General features: G+C 44.6%; 19 protein-coding genes. 10 read left to right on the top strand and 9 right to left on the bottom strand.

Going from position 1 to position 19,218, the window contains the following annotated elements:
- Positions 1-133 precede the first annotated feature (133 nt).
- Entirely contained in the window at positions 134-385 is a 252-nt protein-coding gene (locus AC0C66_RS08880; protein ID WP_014115784.1) for a hypothetical protein, read from the bottom strand.
- 117 nt (positions 386-502) lie between these two features.
- Here AC0C66_RS08880 and AC0C66_RS08875 point away from each other — a divergent pair, with 117 nt between their 5' ends.
- Positions 503-1,324 (top strand): SDR family oxidoreductase, encoded by an 822-nt coding sequence (locus AC0C66_RS08875; RefSeq protein ID WP_409509342.1) that lies wholly within the window; start codon positions 503-505, stop codon positions 1,322-1,324.
- Positions 1,325-2,059: 735 nt separating this feature from the next.
- Here the strand turns inward: AC0C66_RS08875 and AC0C66_RS08870 are convergent.
- Positions 2,060-3,202, bottom strand: a complete 1,143-nt coding sequence (locus AC0C66_RS08870) for a TetR/AcrR family transcriptional regulator (protein ID WP_072183548.1) — start codon at positions 3,200-3,202, stop codon at positions 2,060-2,062.
- A gap of 142 nt (positions 3,203-3,344) precedes the next feature.
- Between AC0C66_RS08870 and AC0C66_RS08865 the strand changes: the two genes are divergently transcribed.
- The gene (locus AC0C66_RS08865; RefSeq protein ID WP_061186807.1) at positions 3,345-4,682 is read left to right on the top strand and encodes an aldehyde dehydrogenase family protein; all 1,338 of its coding nucleotides are present in this window, start codon (positions 3,345-3,347) and stop codon (positions 4,680-4,682) included.
- A gap of 302 nt (positions 4,683-4,984) precedes the next feature.
- On the top strand, positions 4,985-5,371 hold the full coding sequence (locus AC0C66_RS08860) for an RDD family protein (protein ID WP_250621485.1): 387 nt from the start codon (positions 4,985-4,987) through the stop codon (positions 5,369-5,371).
- 142 nt (positions 5,372-5,513) lie between these two features.
- On the opposite strand, the gene AC0C66_RS08855 is transcribed toward AC0C66_RS08860, so the two are convergent.
- Positions 5,514-5,939, bottom strand: coding sequence for a DUF5391 family protein (locus AC0C66_RS08855; protein WP_090556850.1), 426 nt, complete (start codon positions 5,937-5,939; stop codon positions 5,514-5,516).
- Positions 5,940-6,194: 255 nt separating this feature from the next.
- Between AC0C66_RS08855 and AC0C66_RS08850 the strand changes: the two genes are divergently transcribed.
- Positions 6,195-6,650, top strand: coding sequence for an RDD family protein (locus AC0C66_RS08850; protein WP_014115790.1), 456 nt, complete (start codon positions 6,195-6,197; stop codon positions 6,648-6,650).
- 29 nt (positions 6,651-6,679) lie between these two features.
- On the opposite strand, the gene AC0C66_RS08845 is transcribed toward AC0C66_RS08850, so the two are convergent.
- The 3 genes from AC0C66_RS08845 to yxaF form a co-directional block, all read right to left on the bottom strand.
- Positions 6,680-7,888, bottom strand: a complete 1,209-nt coding sequence (locus tag AC0C66_RS08845) for a DUF418 domain-containing protein (RefSeq protein ID WP_014115791.1) — start codon at positions 7,886-7,888, stop codon at positions 6,680-6,682.
- Positions 7,889-7,995: 107 nt separating this feature from the next.
- Positions 7,996-9,009, bottom strand: coding sequence for a quercetin 2,3-dioxygenase (locus AC0C66_RS08840; RefSeq protein ID WP_090556848.1), 1,014 nt, complete (start codon positions 9,007-9,009; stop codon positions 7,996-7,998).
- A 91-nt stretch (positions 9,010-9,100) separates the two neighbouring features.
- On the bottom strand, positions 9,101-9,676 hold the full coding sequence (yxaF, locus tag AC0C66_RS08835; protein ID WP_014115793.1) for a transcriptional regulator YxaF: 576 nt from the start codon (positions 9,674-9,676) through the stop codon (positions 9,101-9,103).
- A 129-nt stretch (positions 9,677-9,805) separates the two neighbouring features.
- Here yxaF and AC0C66_RS08830 point away from each other — a divergent pair, with 129 nt between their 5' ends.
- The gene (locus tag AC0C66_RS08830) at positions 9,806-10,876 is read left to right on the top strand and encodes an SDR family oxidoreductase (RefSeq protein WP_072182351.1); all 1,071 of its coding nucleotides are present in this window, start codon (positions 9,806-9,808) and stop codon (positions 10,874-10,876) included.
- Between the two features lie 56 nt (positions 10,877-10,932).
- Here the strand turns inward: AC0C66_RS08830 and AC0C66_RS08825 are convergent, their stop codons facing one another.
- On the bottom strand, positions 10,933-11,364 hold the full coding sequence (locus AC0C66_RS08825; RefSeq protein WP_014115795.1) for a MarR family winged helix-turn-helix transcriptional regulator: 432 nt from the start codon (positions 11,362-11,364) through the stop codon (positions 10,933-10,935).
- Between the two features lie 227 nt (positions 11,365-11,591).
- Between AC0C66_RS08825 and AC0C66_RS08820 the strand changes: the two genes are divergently transcribed.
- The 3 genes from AC0C66_RS08820 to AC0C66_RS08810 all read left to right on the top strand — a co-directional run bounded on the left by AC0C66_RS08820 (position 11,592) and on the right by AC0C66_RS08810 (position 14,437).
- Positions 11,592-11,996: a CidA/LrgA family holin-like protein gene (locus AC0C66_RS08820; RefSeq protein WP_041521109.1), complete on the top strand. Its 405-nt coding sequence runs from the start codon at positions 11,592-11,594 to the stop codon at positions 11,994-11,996.
- Positions 11,966-12,658, top strand: a complete 693-nt coding sequence (locus AC0C66_RS08815; protein WP_072182353.1) for an LrgB family protein — start codon at positions 11,966-11,968, stop codon at positions 12,656-12,658. Before AC0C66_RS08820 ends, AC0C66_RS08815 begins: the two co-directional genes overlap by 31 nt.
- A 201-nt stretch (positions 12,659-12,859) precedes the next feature.
- Complete coding sequence (locus AC0C66_RS08810) at positions 12,860-14,437, top strand: Na+/H+ antiporter (protein WP_072182354.1); 1,578 nt, start codon at positions 12,860-12,862, stop codon at positions 14,435-14,437.
- 37 nt (positions 14,438-14,474) lie between these two features.
- Here AC0C66_RS08810 and AC0C66_RS08805 read toward each other — a convergent pair whose 3' ends face one another.
- Positions 14,475-15,506 (bottom strand): polysaccharide pyruvyl transferase family protein, encoded by a 1,032-nt coding sequence (locus AC0C66_RS08805; RefSeq protein ID WP_072182355.1) that lies wholly within the window; start codon positions 15,504-15,506, stop codon positions 14,475-14,477.
- Positions 15,507-15,599: 93 nt separating this feature from the next.
- Complete coding sequence (locus AC0C66_RS08800; protein WP_072182356.1) at positions 15,600-16,748, bottom strand: glycerate kinase; 1,149 nt, start codon at positions 16,746-16,748, stop codon at positions 15,600-15,602.
- A 195-nt stretch (positions 16,749-16,943) separates the two neighbouring features.
- Between AC0C66_RS08800 and gntR the strand changes: the two genes are divergently transcribed.
- Both gntR and gntK read left to right on the top strand, forming a co-directional pair.
- On the top strand, positions 16,944-17,675 hold the full coding sequence (gene gntR, locus AC0C66_RS08795; protein WP_072182357.1) for a gluconate operon transcriptional repressor GntR: 732 nt from the start codon (positions 16,944-16,946) through the stop codon (positions 17,673-17,675).
- Positions 17,668-19,209, top strand: coding sequence for a gluconokinase (gene gntK, locus AC0C66_RS08790; RefSeq protein ID WP_072182358.1), 1,542 nt, complete (start codon positions 17,668-17,670; stop codon positions 19,207-19,209). The genes gntR and gntK overlap by 8 nt, the downstream gene beginning before the upstream one ends.
- Positions 19,210-19,218 lie beyond the last annotated feature (9 nt).

Raw genomic sequence — 19,218 nt, 5'->3', positions numbered from 1 at the left:
CAGCATCTATTTATCACATGATGTGACAATTGTCAATTAGATTGATAGATGCATATATATGTAAATTTAACACTATTTAGGTCTGCTTTCACTATTTTTTCTCGGTCATTCTCATAAAAAAAGAGAGGCTTCATCATCCTCTCTTTTTTTCTGCATCATTCCAGCGGCCAAACTCCCGCTTCATCCATATATGCACCGGGTAGAAAAACAAACCGAACGGGATCAAAAACAATAGATTATGCCACGAGGCATTGAGAAATGCACTTGCTGCAATCGGAAACGTAATCTCTTTAAATAAAAAAGAGATGACAGTCAGCACAACAAACGCGGACGGAATCGTGGCGAAGCAATAAAACTTGAGCTCCTTCTTATGCTGTACTTTCAAAATACACAAACCTCCCAACAATTTCTAGTCTATCTTAACATATGCTGGCATTTCTTTTCTCGCATGTTTATCACTGCACGTAGCGGGAAGACAAATAGAAAAAGGAGGACTCGTGTAATGGGAAAACTTGAAAACAAAACCGCAGTCATCACAGGCGCCGCGACAGGCATTGGACAAGCGACGGCAGAGGTTTTTGCCAATGAAGGCGCGCGTGTGATGATCGGAGACATCAATGAAGACCAAATGAAAGAAACCGTTGAAGCGATCAGAAAAAACGGAGGAGAGGCGGACGCTTTTCACCTCGATGTGTCAGATGAAAACAGTGTGAAAGCATTTGCTGATCAAATCAAGGATGCTTGCGGAACGATTGATATTCTGTTTAATAACGCCGGGGTTGATCAGGAAGGCGGAAAAGTGCACGAATATCCGGTTGACCTGTTTGACCGCATTATCGCCGTCGACCTGCGCGGCACGTTCCTTTGCAGCAAATACTTGATTCCGCTCATGCTCGAAAATGGAGGCTCCATCATCAACACCTCCTCCATGTCAGGCCGGGCCGCGGACCTCGACCGCTCCGGCTACAACGCTGCAAAAGGAGGAATCACCAACCTGACTAGAGCGATGGCAATCGACTACGCAAGAAACGGCATCCGCGTCAATTCTATTTCTCCGGGAACGATTGAAACCCCGCTGATTGATAAACTGGCTGGCACCAAAGAACAGGAAATGGGCGAAAAATTCCGCGAAGCCAACAAATGGATCACGCCGCTCGGCCGCCTCGGCCAGCCGAAGGAAATGGCGACAGTGGCGTTATTCCTCGCCTCAGACGACAGCTCATACGTCACAGGAGAGGACATCACCGCAGACGGCGGCATCATGGCGTACACATGGCCTGGGAAGATGTTGATTGATGAGAAGTGGAAGGAAGAAATGAAATAGACATGGTCTGCGCAATTTTATGCGTTAATGATCAAATATGAATCAGCCATAGATATAGCTAAATAAAAGGGAGCTCAACCTGAATCATTAGGTTAAGCTCCCTCTTCATTTACTCTATTTCTTTTTTCCGCTGTCTGGCAGGAAAAAGAAATGAAAACTACATATTGCACTTATCCATATATATTTTACATATTGTTTATTATATCTTACAATAAATTTAGCATTTATTAGGAGTTGGTAGAATGAAATTGCTATATACCTATATCATTTTAGGAGGTTTCATTAGCATATCTCTTTCTTGTTTTTTTGAGTTAGGTATTTTTAATCTTGCTTTATATCTAATCTATTTTAACTATGCACTTTTTTTATATAAACGAGCTAAAGCGCCAAAAGTTCAATGAAATACTTAGTATATCCCTTAATAGGTTATAGTCGTATTTATTCGTTCATTTTTCAGTATAATTATTTTAGTTTTTAGTATAATTCTAGTATTTGACAGAAAGGCACGCAATTTATGTCACAAAACAAACTACTATTTTTACTCTTTTCATTTTCTTCTATCGTTCACCTGCTCTTCAATACGATTTTAGACCCCACTGTAAGCTGGAAGTCTTGGACGGTGAATATTGCTTTTATTCTATTGGCTCTTCTATTTCAATCTCACCTTAAAAGAAAGAAAAGCAAAAGACCAAGTATCATAACCACACAAAGCCCGGGTCAAGTCTCCGGGCCACTTCAAAGCAAGACCACCTTATACTTCTTCACATCCAAAAACTGCAAAAACTCCCTCGCCAGCACTTCTGGCGCATGCGTCTTCCCTTCATCCAGCCGATACAAAATCAGCCCGATAATCATCGCGGATACATAATAGGCATAAAGCTTTTTCTCCGCATGAATCTCAGTCTGCTGATGCAGATAAAACGATTCCAGCGCTTTGAACATATCAGGTATCACATGAGGAACACCCCATTCCCGATTGAGAAAATGCACAATGGGCATGTTTGATAAAGCAGAAAGCAGACTGGCGAGCGCCTCCTCCGCATCCTCTAAAGAAAGCTCATTCGGACTTGGGGCAATCGTCAGGTGATCTATGATCTCCGCACATGATTGCTGAATCATGGTTTGCAGCAATTCCTCTTTACTGGCATAGTGATCATAAAAGGTTGCGCGGCGGATATTGCTTTTACGGGTAATATCCGAAATCGTGATGGCCGCGTAGTCTTGTTTCTCCGCCAATACGTCCAGCAAAGCTTTCTGCAGCGCCCCTCTCGTTCGAACCACACGCCTGTCGATTTGCTTGTCCTCTTGCCGCTCCCCTGACGCAGCCTGTCCAAACAGCCAATAAAACCTCTTTTGAGAAACAAGCTCCCATACCTTTTGGCTGATGGCTTCCGGAGAAGCCGCGGCATCCTCATTCAGCCAATACAGGATAATCGCGTACGTGTACAAAGCCCGGTAATGTCCGTAGATTTCCCGTTCGATCGGCGTCAAGTTCACATGGATTGGAGCCAGCAGGACATCCTGCTGAAACACATCCTTAAAAAAACGATGAACATTTTCTCTGTTCATCATCGTACCAAAAAAGGATCGATGCTCGTGAACAAAGGACAGAGTCGGATGCACAGTTTGCCGTTTTTTGTTCAAATGGAGGGTATCCATATGCCTGAAGGCCTCATAGAGCGCTTTGCCCAGCCCCTCCTTCATGTCTTCAATCACATCCTCAATGATTGAAAACTTGTCTTCATAATAAAGGTAGAGCGTCCCGCGGCTCACTTTGGCCTTCTCAGCAATTTCTTTCATTGTGATATGTTGAATATCCCTTTCTTCCAATAAGGCCAGCAGCGCCTGTTTCACTTGAGCTTCAGCAGATTCCGGCACAAAAGACACCCCCAATCATTAGACAGATGTTCGATATATGTACGGTAACGTATAGATGGTTCACCGTTGTCTTTCTTACAGAAAAGGTACCACTTTATAATAGGTCTGAGAAAAGAAGAAAGCAAATGAGGGGGATTTTACAATGGAACAGCAAGTAAAAGACGACATTCAGCGTGTCTTTCAGCTTCAGAAAAAACAGCAAAAAGCACTGCGCGCTTCAACAGCGGAACAGCGCATAGAGAAGCTTCAGCGCTTTTTAGATTCCGTCATTGCCCATGAAGAAGAAATCATCGAAGCGATTCGAAAAGACGTCCGTAAACCATATCACGAGGTCAAAAAAGCGGAAATCGAAGGAACGAAAAAAGCGATCAGAGATAATATGAACAATCTGGAACAATGGATGGCGCCTAAAGAAGTCGGTTCATCTTTAAGCCCTGACGCAAACGGAATTCTCATGTACGAGCCTAAAGGCGTAACGCTCATCCTCGGTCCGTGGAACTATCCGTTTATGCTGACGATGGCGCCGCTTGCCGCTTCTCTCGCAGCCGGAAACAGCGCGATTGTGAAGCTGTCTGATTTTACGATGAACACAAGCAACATTGCCGCAAAAGTGATTCGAGACGCTTTTGACGAAAAAGAAGTCGCGATTTTTGAAGGAGAGGTTGAGGTGGCAACCGAGCTTCTAGATCAGCCGTTTGACCACATTTTCTTCACTGGAAGCACAAATGTCGGAAAAATCGTCATGACAGCAGCGGCCAAACACTTGGCATCTGTCACACTTGAGCTTGGCGGCAAGAGCCCAACGATCATTGACAGTGAATACGATCTCACGGACGCAGCGAAAAAGATCGCCGTCGGGAAATTCGTAAACGCCGGCCAAACCTGCATCGCACCTGATTATCTGTTCATTAAAAAAGACGTTCAGGACAGGTTCGCGGGGATTTTACAAACAATCGTCAACGCAGGATTTATGGAGGATGATTACAACCCAGACCGCAGCAAATTTACGCAGATCGTCAATGACCGCAACTTCAACCGCGTCAAAGACCTGTTCGACGACGCCATCGAAAAAGGGGCGGAAGTCGTATTCGGAGGCGTGTTTGATGCCAGCGACCGCACGATCTCGCCAACCGTTTTGAAAAACGTCACACCTGACATGAAAATCATGCAGGAGGAAATCTTCGCACCGATCCTGCCGATGATGAACTATGAAGACATCGACGAGGTCATCGATTATGTAAATGATCGTGATAAACCGCTTGCGCTTTATGTATTCAGCCACAACCAAGACCTGATTGACAACGTCCTTCAGCATACGACATCAGGAAATGCCGCCATCAATGATGTTGTCGTCCATTTCAGTGACGTCAACCTGCCATTCGGCGGTGTCAACACAAGCGGAATCGGCTCCTATCATGGGGTATACGGATTTAAAGAGTTTTCTCATGAGAAAGGTGTATTTATTCAAGCCGCTAAATAATCACAATAAAGAGAATCTGCATCATTTTGCAGGTTCTCTTTTATTTTTCACCAAACTCTTCTATTTTCCTATTAATCTACAATACAAATAGGAAAATAAATCAATATACAGCAACAAAACACTATTTTGTTACAAGATAAAGTTCCTCTAGTATATTTCATTGAAACCCTATAGTCTCTAACATATAATATCCCAGAAAACTTCAAAGGAGAGAAATTCATACATAGAAAACCAGCAGGGTTTTGGATTCGGGCAATCGCTCTATAATTGATGATTTGATTATCTATTTTTTTGCTTTTATTATGATTCTCATTAACACTTTAATTGTCCTGCCTCTCATTGATTCAGCAAGCCTTTATATGACAGAAGAACAATATACATTTTCTATATTGATATTCGGGACAATCCCTGTTATTGCCATCATATATATCTTCGGTATTCTTTATTATAGCCTACTGACGTCTTCAAAAATGCAAGCAACACTGGGCAAAAAACTCATGGGAATAATCGTTGTCAATCAGTATGGCGTGCGAATTTCATTTTGGCACAGCTTCGGCCGTTTCTTCGCTTACACACTATCAGGAATTTTGTATATCGGTTATATCATGGCCGCCTTTCCCTCTAAACTGGCATTGCATGATTATATTTGCGGGACAAAGGTTATCTATAAAAATAAATATTTGGATTGACTAACCAAAAAAGGCTGCCGAGACCTTCTCGCCAGCCTTTTCTCACATTCGATTATTTCCCAAAAGCCACTATTTTTTGATAGTTTCTGATCGCAATAGGCACAGCATATTATCCATTTTATGAACAGCAAAATATAGGGAATTATGTGAAACTTCTTGTAACGGGTTTTTTTGATGCAGAACGAAAAGCGGCAAAAAACCAAATGACGTTTACAGCAGCCGCAGCGAGACAAACCCCAATCACAAGGATCACCTCAGAAAGCAGATGGTCACTGAACAAACTAAACATCAAGATAAAACCGGCCGAAGATAAATGAATCAGCAGCCCAAAGCCGCAAAGCACCGCCATTACATACCTCATCGCATCAACTCCAAGCATGTAAATGAGAAAAGGAATGAGATACAACACAAGGATCATACCGATAGCTGACCACATGCCGACTGAGTTAAACTGATTGGCCGCCCCTCCCGTTTCGGCCAGCGGCGAAAGTGAAGCAGCGGCAATCATGGCGCAAAAAAGGAACGCAGAAATGATTGTTACGATTGCCACGCTGTTTTTTCTAGACATCAAACCCCTCCTTTAAATAGAAATATTAACCTTTTCATTATAAATAAGCCGAATAGAAAATTCATTACATTTAAAAAAAATTCCAGAACACATGCACAAACGTATGGTTCTTCCTAGTATATTTATATAGTAAAAAACAAAGGATAAAAGACTCATTTTTCAGGCATATCAGGATTTTATCACCATATCATATTGCACATGCTTTTTTTTCAAAGTATACTATTCCAGATTAATTCAAAGGAGAGAAAAAAATACATGGAAAAACCAGCAGGATTTTGGATTCGTTTTTTAGCTTATTTTATTGATGGCATTATTGTATCTGTTCCTAGTTATATTATTCTATTTATTATCAATACTGTTTTTGTAGCTGGATCCGTGGCAGCAGACCCTTACATGACGCAAGAGGAGTATATGGTGACATACATGACGCTTGCATTTTTGCCTACTATGCTGATCACGCTCGTCATCAGTGTATTATATTACGGTCTGCTCACTGCTTCTAAAATGCAGGGCACACTCGGCAAAAAAATTCTTGGCCTTAAAGTGGTCAATGAACAAGGCGAACGGGTCTCTGTCGGACAGGGAATCGGCCGTTACTTTGCATACATCTTATCTGGAATCATCTTTTATATTGGTTTTATTATGATCGCCTTTGGAGAGAAAAAAGGCCTGCATGACATCATTTGCAAAACACGTGTTGTGTATAAATAATAGAAAAAAGTCTAGACGCCAATAAGCATCTAGACTTTTGTTTTCTTTACAATAGGCTGCCACGCCAGATACGTAGCGCTCCTCCACAGCCACTCAAACGGCCCCATCCGAAATACCCGAAGCCAAAGATGGCTGAAGACCATTTGAACGGCACAAATAGCAATCGTGATGAGCACGCCGGCAGCAGGATACACTTTCCCGTACAACCCCAAGCCGTAATGATAGAAAATCCACGTACACACGATAGACTGCATCAGATAATTGGTAAATGCCATCCGTCCAACAGCGGAGAAAGATTGCAGCACTGTTTTCACTCTTGTTTTATGATAAAGATAGACAACCGTTGTGACATAGAAAAACATGAGAAAAGGCGCACCAATCAGCAAAAATACTTCCCTATCCGTTACACTGTACAGCACTTGGGCGCTGATGCCGATGACTAGCCCAGCCATCCACACCCTTTTTAATCCTTTGCGATGCTTTCCGGGTTCGTGCAAATATCGTGACTTCGCCGCCGCAGCTCCCAGCAAAAACATGCTGAAATAAGGAATGGATGCAAAGAAGAAGTTGAGCGGGTTATACGTAAGCATGCCATTTGAAGACATGTAAACAAGACGATCGTGGATCCGCTGTTCCGCAATGTCCTTCAAGCTGCCGCTTCCGTACACATGGAGCGCTTGTTTTGCCTGCTGAGTTACCGCTTGTGCCCATTCCTGTCCGTTTGATGGATAAAAGCTGGTCAAAATAAACGGAATGCAAAACAAAAGATACAAAGAAACCGCCCATATCAACAGTGTTTTCGGCTTTGCTTTTCGAAATAAAAGCAGAACAAAGCCGAGCAGGGCGTATTCCGTTAAAATATCCCCGTCCCAAATCAAAAAGGCATGAATCGTTCCAAACAAGAGAAGCGCCGCTAACCTTCTCGCATATAGCGGAACAAACCGTTTCCCTTTGCTTACTGTTCTCTCCATCATGACAACCATGCCAAATCCAAATAAAAAGGAAAACAATAAAATACATTTTGTTTGGATGAAGAATTTCAGTATGGCTGCTGCTGCAAAATCTGCTTCAGACCACTTTTCTGTAAAAAAGTTCTCTTTTCCAAGCATAGACAAATACATATCCGGATAACTGAAATGTGCCAGATTGACAAATAAAATGCCGAAAATCGCCATTCCCCTTAGCACATCAAGCACGCCGATCCGCTCATTTGCCAAAGTCGGCTGTAATGAAGACATAGCCATCACGCTCCTTTTTTCTGTACTTTAAGGGTATGAAAAAAAGGAGCGCAGAAACATCGATTTAGGTGTCATGCAGACATGGAAACCTTACAATCTTGTCATTTTTATGGTTTCATCACCTTTAAATCTAATGCTTCGATATTCTGCAAAACGCGATCAAAGCGCAGCGCCTGAGGCTCACTTGGGAAGATGTGGCCTTCATACGGCTCACCTAGCGTCCGGAAAAACGGTTCAAATAAGCCGGGAACCAATACGCCCACCATTTTTGTATAATGGGAATCCAGGCGATAGGAGTGAACAGTATTCGCAGGAACATGCAGAAAATCTCCAGGATCCAGCTGGATTTCTTTTCCATCCGCCCACATGGTCATCTGCCCTTCAAGGCAATAAAATGTTTCTGTATGATGTTCATGGTAGTGATCAACGATTCGGTCGCCTTTAGGGCCATCCGATACTACAACGATAAACTGGCCGTCTGTATTTTTTTGCGCAGCCACAATGCGGTGAAGCTGATCTCCCGTCAATAGACGGTCGCCTTCTCCAGACTCAAGCACGTATGGAACCGATCCATCCGGAAGCTCTGCAAGTTCCGCTAATTTTGCCGCACCGGCAGCCTTTTCTTCATCCAGAAATGTAATGTCCGCTACTGTAGCTGCTTCTGCAAATTGCCCATTTGACACCTCTTCGCTTGCGTGCGGCGGATGTTCAGCGTGATCATATGGATTCCCAATAACGGAATACATGTGTGCCACATGTCCTTTCATCGTGTAAGACACCAGTCTTGTTCTGTGGCTTTGCATTCGGTAGCTGTGTGGTGTTCCGGCTGGAATGTTCGCATAATCGCCTGACACTAATAAATAGCGTTCTCCGGCAAGCGTCAACTCAAGCTTCCCGTCCAAAACGAGAATCCCTTCATGTGTGTCCTTGTGGACGTGAAGCGGAAAGGCATCTCCTTTCCCCCCGGAAAGCAGCACGATCTCAAACAGATCGCCGGTGCTCTTCCCATTCGCCATCACCGTGGCAACCTGTCTGCCGAACAAATAGCGCTCACCTTCTCCGCTGCGGAGCAAATAAGGTATTTTTTCTTTAGGCAATGAATTTTCACATAATGATTTCATATATTGTTCCTCCAATTTAGACTAGTCTATATACTACCATCTATCTGACTAGACCGTTCTATATAATTGTAGGAGAAAGGATAACAAAATGCTACCCTTTTTTTCTCACCAGCACTGGAATTTGTTCGGCAATGAGAAGAAGAGGCGTTTTGTCTTTATTCGTTAACGAAAGCATGATCCCGCCCTCAATCATCGAATTGATCAGCATTCCAAGCTGATTTGCTTCTTCTTCTGCAAATCCGTTTTCCACTAATTTTCTGGCAAAAACCGCTTCCCAGCTTTTAAACACCTTCATACAAACCGTCCGCAGCGGTTCACTGATTAACGCTGTCTCACTCGCCAGCAAACCGACTGGAATCCCTTTAATGCTTTCTGTGTTGTCAAATTGGCTGGCTGTTTTTTTGATAAATTGCTGAATCGCTTCTATTGGATCAGAGGATTCATCCATGCTTTGCTGTATCAAATGTTCAATCAATTTCCCTGTATATGTAACCGCTTCAATTGCTAATTCTTCTTTGCCATTCGGAAAAAAGTGATAAAGCGATCCCTTAGGAGCACCGCTTTCTTTCACAATCTGGTTCAAACCTGTCGCGTGATATCCTTGCAGCTGGAACAGACGTGACGCCGTGTGAAGGATTTTTTCACGTGAATCTCCTCTGCTAGTCATTAAAACATTCCCTCCTAGGTATGGTAGAGCGACTTATATAATATAAAAAAGAACCCTGTGATTGTCAAAAAGGGTAAGACCCTCCCGGATGGGGTAAATGTAGAAAAACAGCGTCTAGGAGGGATCTCAATGACAAACGATTATTCAGTCACGAATACAGAAAAGCTTGAACAACAGAACCCGGGCATGAAAATGAAGATCAAACTGAAAAAACTCAAGGATCAAGTGATTGTCATTACCGGCGCTTCAAGCGGAATCGGACTTGTCACTGCACGAATGGCAGCTGAAAAAGGCGCAAAGGTTGTCGCAGCAGCGCGAAATGAAGATGCGCTGAAGGAGCTCGCTGATGAACTAAAGGAAAAAGGGCACGACGCCATATGGGTGAAAGCGGATGTCGGAAAAGAAGAAGACGTCAACCGCATCGCAGAAACTGCAATCAGCACATTTGGCCGCTTTGACACATGGGTCAACAATGCCGGCGTCTCGATCTTCGGACATGCCATGGACGTCACCGTCGAAGACATGAAGCGCATGTTCGACGCAAACTTTTGGGGACCTGTTTACGGAACAAGAGCGGCCGTCAAACACTACACCAGCAGAGGCGTGCCGGGCGCACTCATCAATGTAGGAAGCCTGTTCGGCGACAGGGGAACGGTCATTCAATCCACATACGCCTCAGCCAAATTTGCGCTCCACGGCTGGACGGAAAGCATCCGAATGGAGCTCGAAAAAGAACAGGCGCCCGTCTCGGTTACGCTCATTCATCCAGGCAGAATTGACACACCTTACAACGAACACGCGCACAGCTACCTGGACAAACAGCCGGCTCATTACCGCTCGCTGATCTACCCTCCGGAAGCGGCCGCCGAAGCCATCCTTTTTGCCGCCGAACACCCGAAGCGCGACGTGTACATCGGCTCACAGGCAAAAGCCATTGCCATGCTGGGTGCTCTTTTCCCCCGGCTGACCGACAGACTGATGGAAAAAATCATGTACCACAGCCAGCATGCTGAAAGACCGTCCAAACAGCGGGAAGAAAGCGCGCTTTATGAAGCGGGCTACGGCATGCATGACAGGGGCACAAATAAAGGCTGGAAGCGGTCAAGAAGCTACTACACGAAAGCTACGAAGCGCCCGATTGTATCAGCGGCTGTTGTTGCCGGACTGGTCGCTTTAGCTGCCGTCAAACGATGCAGATAATCTCTGACCATAAGAAAAACCCATGCTGTTCCATCGAACACATGGGTTTTTAAATGTTAGTCGATAAAGGCCTTGTTCATACGCTGCAGTAGCTCGCCGAACATCTCTTTTTCCTTTGTTGACCATTCTTTCAGCATCTGTTCATAACGTTCAAGACGCTTTTGCTGATCGGCTTTTAATGTTTGTTTGCCGAGTTTTGTAATGGTAAATAGGCTGACTCTCCCATCGGAAGGGTCTGAGAAGCGATAGATGAGCTCCTTCGCCTCTAATGCAGCTGCTTGTCTTGAAAGAGTAGATATATCAAGCTTAAACGATTCTGCTAATTCCTTTACGCGGGCAGGCCCAAACTCATCCAATTGTCTCAGCAATAAGTACGAAGATCTCTCCAAATTCCCTGTTCTTTTCTCAGATTGATCCAGATAAACAGCTCTCCTGATAAAAGTCGTCAGCTCATATTCAATTAATTCAACTGGATTTTGTTTTTGCAATCGCTCTCGCTCCCTATTCCAATCTCCGGCATTGACAACATCATATATACTTGTATAATACAAATGTATATTAATTGAATGAATACAAGTCGTTATATGACTAAATCAATCATTATACTTGTATAGTACAATCATATAAAAAGAAAGTAAAGCGATTCCTCAGAACCATCCTAGAAGCAAGTCACCTGAAAGGAGGAAGCTGTTCTCATTGGAGAGCGGCACTTGATGTGAAAGTCATTCGAATTATGTTGCAAGTGTTGATATTATATGTATTTTTTATGATCGGGGAAGCCATTCAGCATCTGTTTCATTTACCGGTGTCAGGTAGCATAGTCGGATTGGTATTGCTGCTGATCTGTTTAGGTCTCCGTATTGTTCCCGTCTCCTTTATTCAAGACGGAGCAGGGTTTTTATTGTCCTTTCTTCCATTGTTGTTCATCCCGGCTATGACAGGTGTAATGAAATACCCGTCGCTCATTTCATTCAATGGTTTGATGTTGCTGATTACAGTCGTTCTGAGCACCATCGTCACGATCATTGCGGCTGGATTCGCCAGCCAGCTATTAGAGAAAAAAGCAAAAAAACGTGAGGAGAAAGAGAAATGCAGCAAGCAAGTATCGCAATCATTATAATTCTTTTAACAGTTGCCGCTTACTTAGCGATGGTCAAACTCTATAAGCGATTCCCGCTTCCATTTCTTATCCCTGTTCTGACAACGACAATTTTGATTGTCGCGGTTTTGATAATGTTCCATGTTTCGTATGAAGGCTATATGATCGGGGGGAAATGGATCAATTCTTTGCTTGGGCCTGCTGTTGTGGCGCTGGCCTATCCGCTTTATAAACAATGGCATATCATTGTAAAACATTGTGTTCCCATCCTAGGCGGAGTCCTGGTCGGATTATGCATGGGAATGATCAGCGGGCTGATCTTCGCAGAAGCATTCGGGATTGATCATGATCTCTTATTATCTATTCTGCCAAAGTCGATCACAACTCCTGTCGCTATTCAGATCGCCGCCGGTCTTGGCGGTGTTCCTTCTATGACAGTCGTATTTGTCATGATTGCCGGCTTCTCAGGCGTCATCCTCGGGCCGCTTGTCTTAAAATGGCTTCGCATACGCAGCTCACTTGGCCAAGGCATCGCATTAGGCAGCGCCTCCCATGCACTGGGCACCTCCAAAGCATTGGAATATGGGGAACTGGCCGTATCCATGAGTTCCGTCTCAATGACGCTTTGTGCGGTGCTTGGCTCATTCTTTGGGCCGCTAATCGTCTGGCTGTTTCATATTTAACAAAGAAAGACTGCCCCGGAGGAGGGCAGTCTTTTCTTATCTATTTTACGCTGTTGTTGCCGGGCTGGTTTGGGGGATGGCCGAAGAGGAGGAAATAAGCTGAAAAAACAGACTGACAAAGGGCTGTCTTACATATTATATGTTTATCATTCACAAACTGAGGGTAATTCTTCGTTGCACGATGAACAAAAGGAGGTCTCAATGGAACACTTAGACTTGCATCATATATTCGAACTAGGTTTTTTGTTAGTCATGATTGCAGCCGGGATCACCGCGATTGCCAAGAAGTGCAGGCAGCCTTATCCCATCGCGCTTGTGATTGTCGGAACGATCATTGGACTTGTACATATTCCGCTCTTTGAACCGCTGAAAGATTTTATTACTGAAGGAGAAGTCTTTAACTTCGTCATCATTACGTTGTTCTTGCCGGCTTTATTAGGAGAAGCGGCGCTGAAGCTTCCTTTTTCACACTTGAGAGAAAACAAACGGCCCGTTCTGGCATTGGCCTTCGGCGGTACGCTCATCTCTTTTCTGATCGTCGGCTTTTCTTCCATGTGGCTTATGCATTTGGCCATTCCGGCAGCGTTTGTCTTTGCCGCTCTGATGAGTGCGACAGATCCTGTTAGTGTGCTGTCCATTTTTAAAAGTGTCGGCGCACCGAAAAAGCTTTCGATCGTCGTTGAAGGAGAAAGCCTGTTCAATGACGGACTGGCGGTTGTGCTGTTCAACATTTCCGCTTTTTACTTGATGACCTATTTGGATCTCGGCATCCAAGGCGCCGGTTTAGGCTTGTGGGAGTTTGTCAAAGTCATTTCTCTCGGCCTTATCATCGGAGGCGCTCTTGGATATGTCTTTTCCCAGCTCACCAAGTATTTTGATGATTATCCTTTAGAAATTATTTTCAGTATCATTCTGTTTTACAGTTCATTTCTTTTGGCAGAAATGGCAGGTGCCTCCGGGGTAATCGCCGTCGTTGTCGCCGCCCTTATTTTCGGCAATTATGGCGCCAAAATCGGCATGAGCCCGACGACAAAGCTGAATATCAATAACTTTTGGGATGTCGCTGCCTTGCTCGCGAACTCCCTTGTCTTTTTAATGGTCGGGCTCGAGATCACGAGAATTGACCTGACTGATAAATGGGGATGGGCCATTATGGCGATTGTGATTGTGCTCATCGCCCGAAGTGCCGCCGTCTACATCAGTTTGGCCTTTATCAAAAAATTCCCGGTTACATGGCAGCATACCATCAATTGGGGCGGACTGAAGGGCTCTCTGTCCATTGCACTCGTGCTGAGCCTGCCGCGAGACTTCCCGGGACGTGAAGACATTCTGGTTTTCGCCTTCAGTGTCGTTTTGTTTTCCCTTGTTGTTCAGGGCCTCACCATCAAGCCGCTTCTTGAACGGTTAGGCGTGAATCAAAAAGAAGAAGGTAATCAGGAATACGAGGAATTGCTCGCAAAAGGACATCGCTTAGAAACCGCCATCCAAGAAGTCCAGCAAGTTAAACACCATTTGCTTATACACGAAGCTGTCTCCAGTGAACTGACAGACCAGTACAAAGAAGAGGTCAGCCAGCTCCATCAACAAACAAACAAATTATTCGAAACATACCCGGAACTCAAAAACAAACAGCAAACCATCTTAAAAAAACATTCGTTATACGCCCAATACCAATCGATCGAGAACTTATCAAAGGAAGGTATCATCTCAAACGAAGTAGCTGAGCAAGAGCAAGCACAGATCATTGATGAAATCGTTCGTTTGGAAAACGATTATTAACACAAAAAAGCAGACTGTCATTAGTCTGCTTTTTCTTTTATGATTTGAAAAAATCAACCAGCGGCTGAAAATCCTTTGATAAATCAACGTCATTCGGCTCTGCTTGAAGCAGGCGGTCAATCATGCGCTCCAATTCCTTCATATCATTTTGATCTGTGTATTCAATGAAGTTTAAGCTTTCGAGCCAATCCCGATACGAATGTTTAGCTTTGCCGTAGCTGTTTCCAAAGACGAGGCAAGGTGTTTTGGTGATAATCGAGAAAATCATCGCGTGAAGGCGGTCGGTAATGACCAATTTACTTGAACCGATGCGGTCAAGCATCTCCATAAAATGCTTTTCGCGATCGGCGTAATCAATCATGTCTACCGTATCCAGCACCGTATCAGTACGCTCCGTATAAGTTGTTTTTTCTGCCCATTTCCTCATGTGTGAAATAAAATCTTCGTCAGTCACTTTCTCCTTATCCGCTCTTAAAATAAAGAGAACGCCGTCCCGTTCGAGGTCTCGCGGCACAATATCCAAGGAAAGCACCATGTCCGGTGTAAAGATTACATTGGAGTTGAAGGTCTTTTTTACAACATCCAGTGTCTGCGTCTCACGCGCAGCAATCGTTAAGTTTGGATTTTGATGGTACGCATCCTGTGTTTTTTTCTTTTCTTTATTTCCGTCCTCTGTATCTTCAAAATAAACGGATTGCGGCAGAGAAATCGATTTGTAGTCTTTAAACGCCGAGAAGACCTTTCTTCTGTCTTCCTCAATATCGAGATAGAGGTTTCCTAAATTCCCTCCGCCTGTAAAGCAGACAATATCGTCTTCACGGATGATCTCCTTCACCAGTTCAATGCCCTCATCCGTCGCATAATCCATAATCTCAATGTATTCATAGTACGGAAAATGGTTTTTTATAAATTTCTCTTCCGCATACGCAATCGCTTGGTCACCAATGTTTGTGTAACTCGGGGAACCAAACAAAAATACTTTTCGTTTATCATTTAACAGGGCTTCTGGTTCTACATTTGGCGCAATGCCTTTTACTAGTTTTTTGCCTTTGATTTCTTGTACAGTCATGTCGTCGTCCTCCTTCTGGGATGAATGCCTCATTGTGTGGTTAACTGTCTCTACCCAAAAAGGAGGATGACTATGCATCGGCATGTGCGCAGGCTATATCAGAAACATCGTTTTCGCCAATTTGATGGATGCCGCAATGTCCCGAGCCGTTCTTTCCATATATTCTGCGGCATGTTCAATCGCGTCTTCAAGAGGCACGGATCCGGGAACGATGCTGAAAAGCGCATCGATTCCGTGTTGATAGACGGCATCACTGTCTCGCGATATTGATCCAGCAATGCCAATGACGGGCACATCATATGATTTAGCCGCTTTGGCCACGCCGATCGGCGTTTTTCCATAAATCGTTTGGCTGTCAATTCGCCCCTCACCGGTAATCACAAGGTCTGCATCTTGAACTTCATTTTCAAAATCAACCGCTTCAAGGACAATATCAATGCCTCTTTTCAGATTAGCATGAAGAAAAGCCAACAGACTCCACCCGAGACCGCCCGCTGCACCGGCGCCCTCTGTTTCTCTGCAGGTTGTTCCGAGCACTTTTTCTGCCACATCCGCGAAATGGATCAAGTTCTGATCCAGCACATCCACCATGTCTTCTGTCGCGCCTTTTTGCGGCCCGAAAACAGCCGAAGCTCCTCTTGGCCCTGTTAACGGATTGTCCACATCACAAGCGACCTCTAGTTTGACACTCTGCAATCTGGAATCAAGCCCGCTTACATCTATTGAGGCAAGCTGAGCTAATGCGCCGCCCCCGGGCCCGATCTCACGGCCTGAGTCATCAAGAAGCCTTCCGCCCAATGCTTGAATCATTCCGGCTCCTCCGTCGTTCGTGGCACTTCCGCCGATCCCGATGATCAAACGCTCTGCGCCCGCATCAAGAGCCGCTCCGATTAATTCTCCCGTTCCCCTTGTTGTGGTGATGAGCGGATTTCGCTTATCAACGGGCACGAGATGCAGCCCTGAGGCGGCAGCCATTTCAATCACAGCTGTTTTCCCATCTCCCATCATGCCAAAAAACGCTTTCACCGGTTCCCCCAGCGGTCCTGTGACAACCTGCTCTTTGAACCATCCGCTTGTGGCATCAACCAGAGACTGAACGGTACCCTCACCGCCGTCCGCCATCGGCAATTTTCTGTAATCAGCACCCGGAAAAACCGATTTGAAACCTCTTTCTATCGCGCCAGCGGCCTCCAGAGCTGATAAACTTTCCTTAAAAGAATCAGGTGCAATGATGATTTTCATCCAAATCGCCTCTTTCAAAACATGATTCACTTAACCTATTTATCTACAATGTACCACACCCGTAATGGAAATACATACCATTACTTATGGTAAAAATTTAATTAAAAATTAGTAATGAAAGTGTTTGCATAAACGAAACATTCACGTTATCATACTTGTATACAAGTATACTCCTTGAGTGAGGAAGGTGAGTGTATGCTAGACTCCAAGGACCTGTTGTATCCTGCAAAGTGGCTCTCAAAAGCGTCAACCGGTGTTCGTGTCGCATACGAGCTGAGAATGCGGATCATTTCAGGCATGATTGAAAGCGGTACCATTGTATCAGAAAATACGATCGCCGCTGAGTTTTCCGTAAGCCGTTCACCAGTTCGCGAAGCGTTAAAAATACTCGCTTCCGAAAAAATCATCCGCTTAGAACGAATGGGAGCGGTTGTTATTGGGTTAACTGAAAAGGAAATCGCAGAAATTTATGATGTGCGTTTACTAATAGAAACGTTTGTCTTTGAACGGCTTGTCAAAATCGACACTGAGCCTTTAGTTAAGGATCTCAGCAAAATACTTGAAATGATGAAAGTCTCCATCAAATATGAGGACGCTGATGAATTTTCATTTCAAGATGTGCTGTTCCATGAAACGATTATCCGAGCTATCGATCATTCATACATTCAGATGATCTGGAACAATCTAAAACCCGTAATGGAAAGCTTTATTCTCTTATCAATGCGGGTACGGTTAAAGGAAAAATATGAAGACTTCACAAGGATTTTAGATAACCATGAGCTTTACATTCAGGCCATTAAAGCAAAGGATAGGGCGCTGATGATTCAGTCCCTTCACCAAAACTTTGATGATGTGCAAGAAAAGGTAGAAGACCTGTGGCTCTCACAACAAATGCTGGCAAAAGGAGCTGAATACAACAATGACTAGGTATATGTTAGGAATCGATATCGGCACGACAAGCACAAAAGCTGTGTTGTTCAGTGAAAACGGAGACGTGGTACAGAAAGAAAGCATCGGCTACCCGCTCTATACACCGGACATCTCAACAGCTGAACAAAACCCGGAAGAGATTTTTCAGGCAGTCATCCAAACAACAGCGAGAATTACAAAACAGCATCCGGAAAAACAGATCTCATTCATCTCGTTCAGCAGCGCCATGCACAGCGTCATCGCAATCGATGAAAAGGACCAGCCGCTGACGCCATGTATCACATGGGCCGACAACCGGAGCGAGGGCTGGGCGCATAAGATCAAAGATGAATTGAACGGGCATGAGGTGTACAAACGGACAGGAACACCGATCCATCCAATGGCACCTTTAAGCAAAATTGCCTGGATCACGAATGAACAAAAAGAAATCGCTTCCAAAGCAAAAAAATATATCGGCATCAAAGAGTACATTTTTAAACAGCTGTTCAATGAGTATGTCATCGATTACTCATTGGCATCAGCGACAGGCATGATGAACCTGAAAAGCTTGAATTGGGACGAAGAGGCACTGCGTATCGCAGGCATCACGCAGGATCACTTATCCAAACTCGTGCCGACAACCGAGATCTTTCAGCACTGCAGCCCGGAATTAGCGATACAGATGGGAATCGATCCGGAAACACCCTTTGTCATCGGCGCCAGCGACGGCGTACTGTCTAATCTCGGCGTCAACGCCATTAAAAAGGGCGAAATCGCCGTCACCATCGGGACAAGCGGTGCCATCCGCACAATTATTGACCAGCCGCAAACTGATGAAAAGGGACGGATTTTCTGCTACGCCTTAACGGACAAGCATTGGGTTATCGGCGGACCGGTAAACAATGGGGGTATCATCCTTCGCTGGATCAGAGACGAGTTTGCCTCTTCCGAAATCGAGACAGCGACACGGTTGGGCATTGATCCATATGATGTGCTGACGAAGATCGCCGAACGTGTCAGACCTGGTTCTGACGGCCTGCTGTTCCACCCGTACCTCGCCGGCGAACGTGCTCCGTTGTGGAATCCGGATGTACGCGGCTCATTTTTCGGCCTGACTATGTCGCATAAGAAAGAGCATATGATACGGGCGGCATTAGAGGGCGTCATTTACAACCTGTACACGGTGTTCCTTGCGTTAACAGAATGCATGGACGGCCCGGTAACCCGCATTCAGGCGACAGGGGGATTTGCAAGGTCGGAGGTTTGGCGCCAAATGATGTCAGATATCTTCGAATCAGAGGTTGTCGTTCCGGAAAGCTACGAAAGCTCATGTCTCGGCGCCTGCATTTTAGGCCTATATGCAACAGGGAAAATTGATTCATTCGATGTCGTGTCCGACATGGTCGGCAGTACGCACAGACATACGCCGATCGAAGACTCAGCCAAAGAATACAGAAAATTAATGCCGATTTTCATTAACCTATCAAGATCATTAGAAAATCAATATACACAAATTGCAAATTATCAGAGGGACTTAATCACACACAACTAGTACATGACA

The sequence above is a fragment of the Bacillus sp. VA13 genome, from assembly GCF_055710085.1.
The sequence above is the reverse complement of the archived record's forward strand: the minus strand, read 5'-3'. Positions and strand labels throughout refer to the sequence as shown.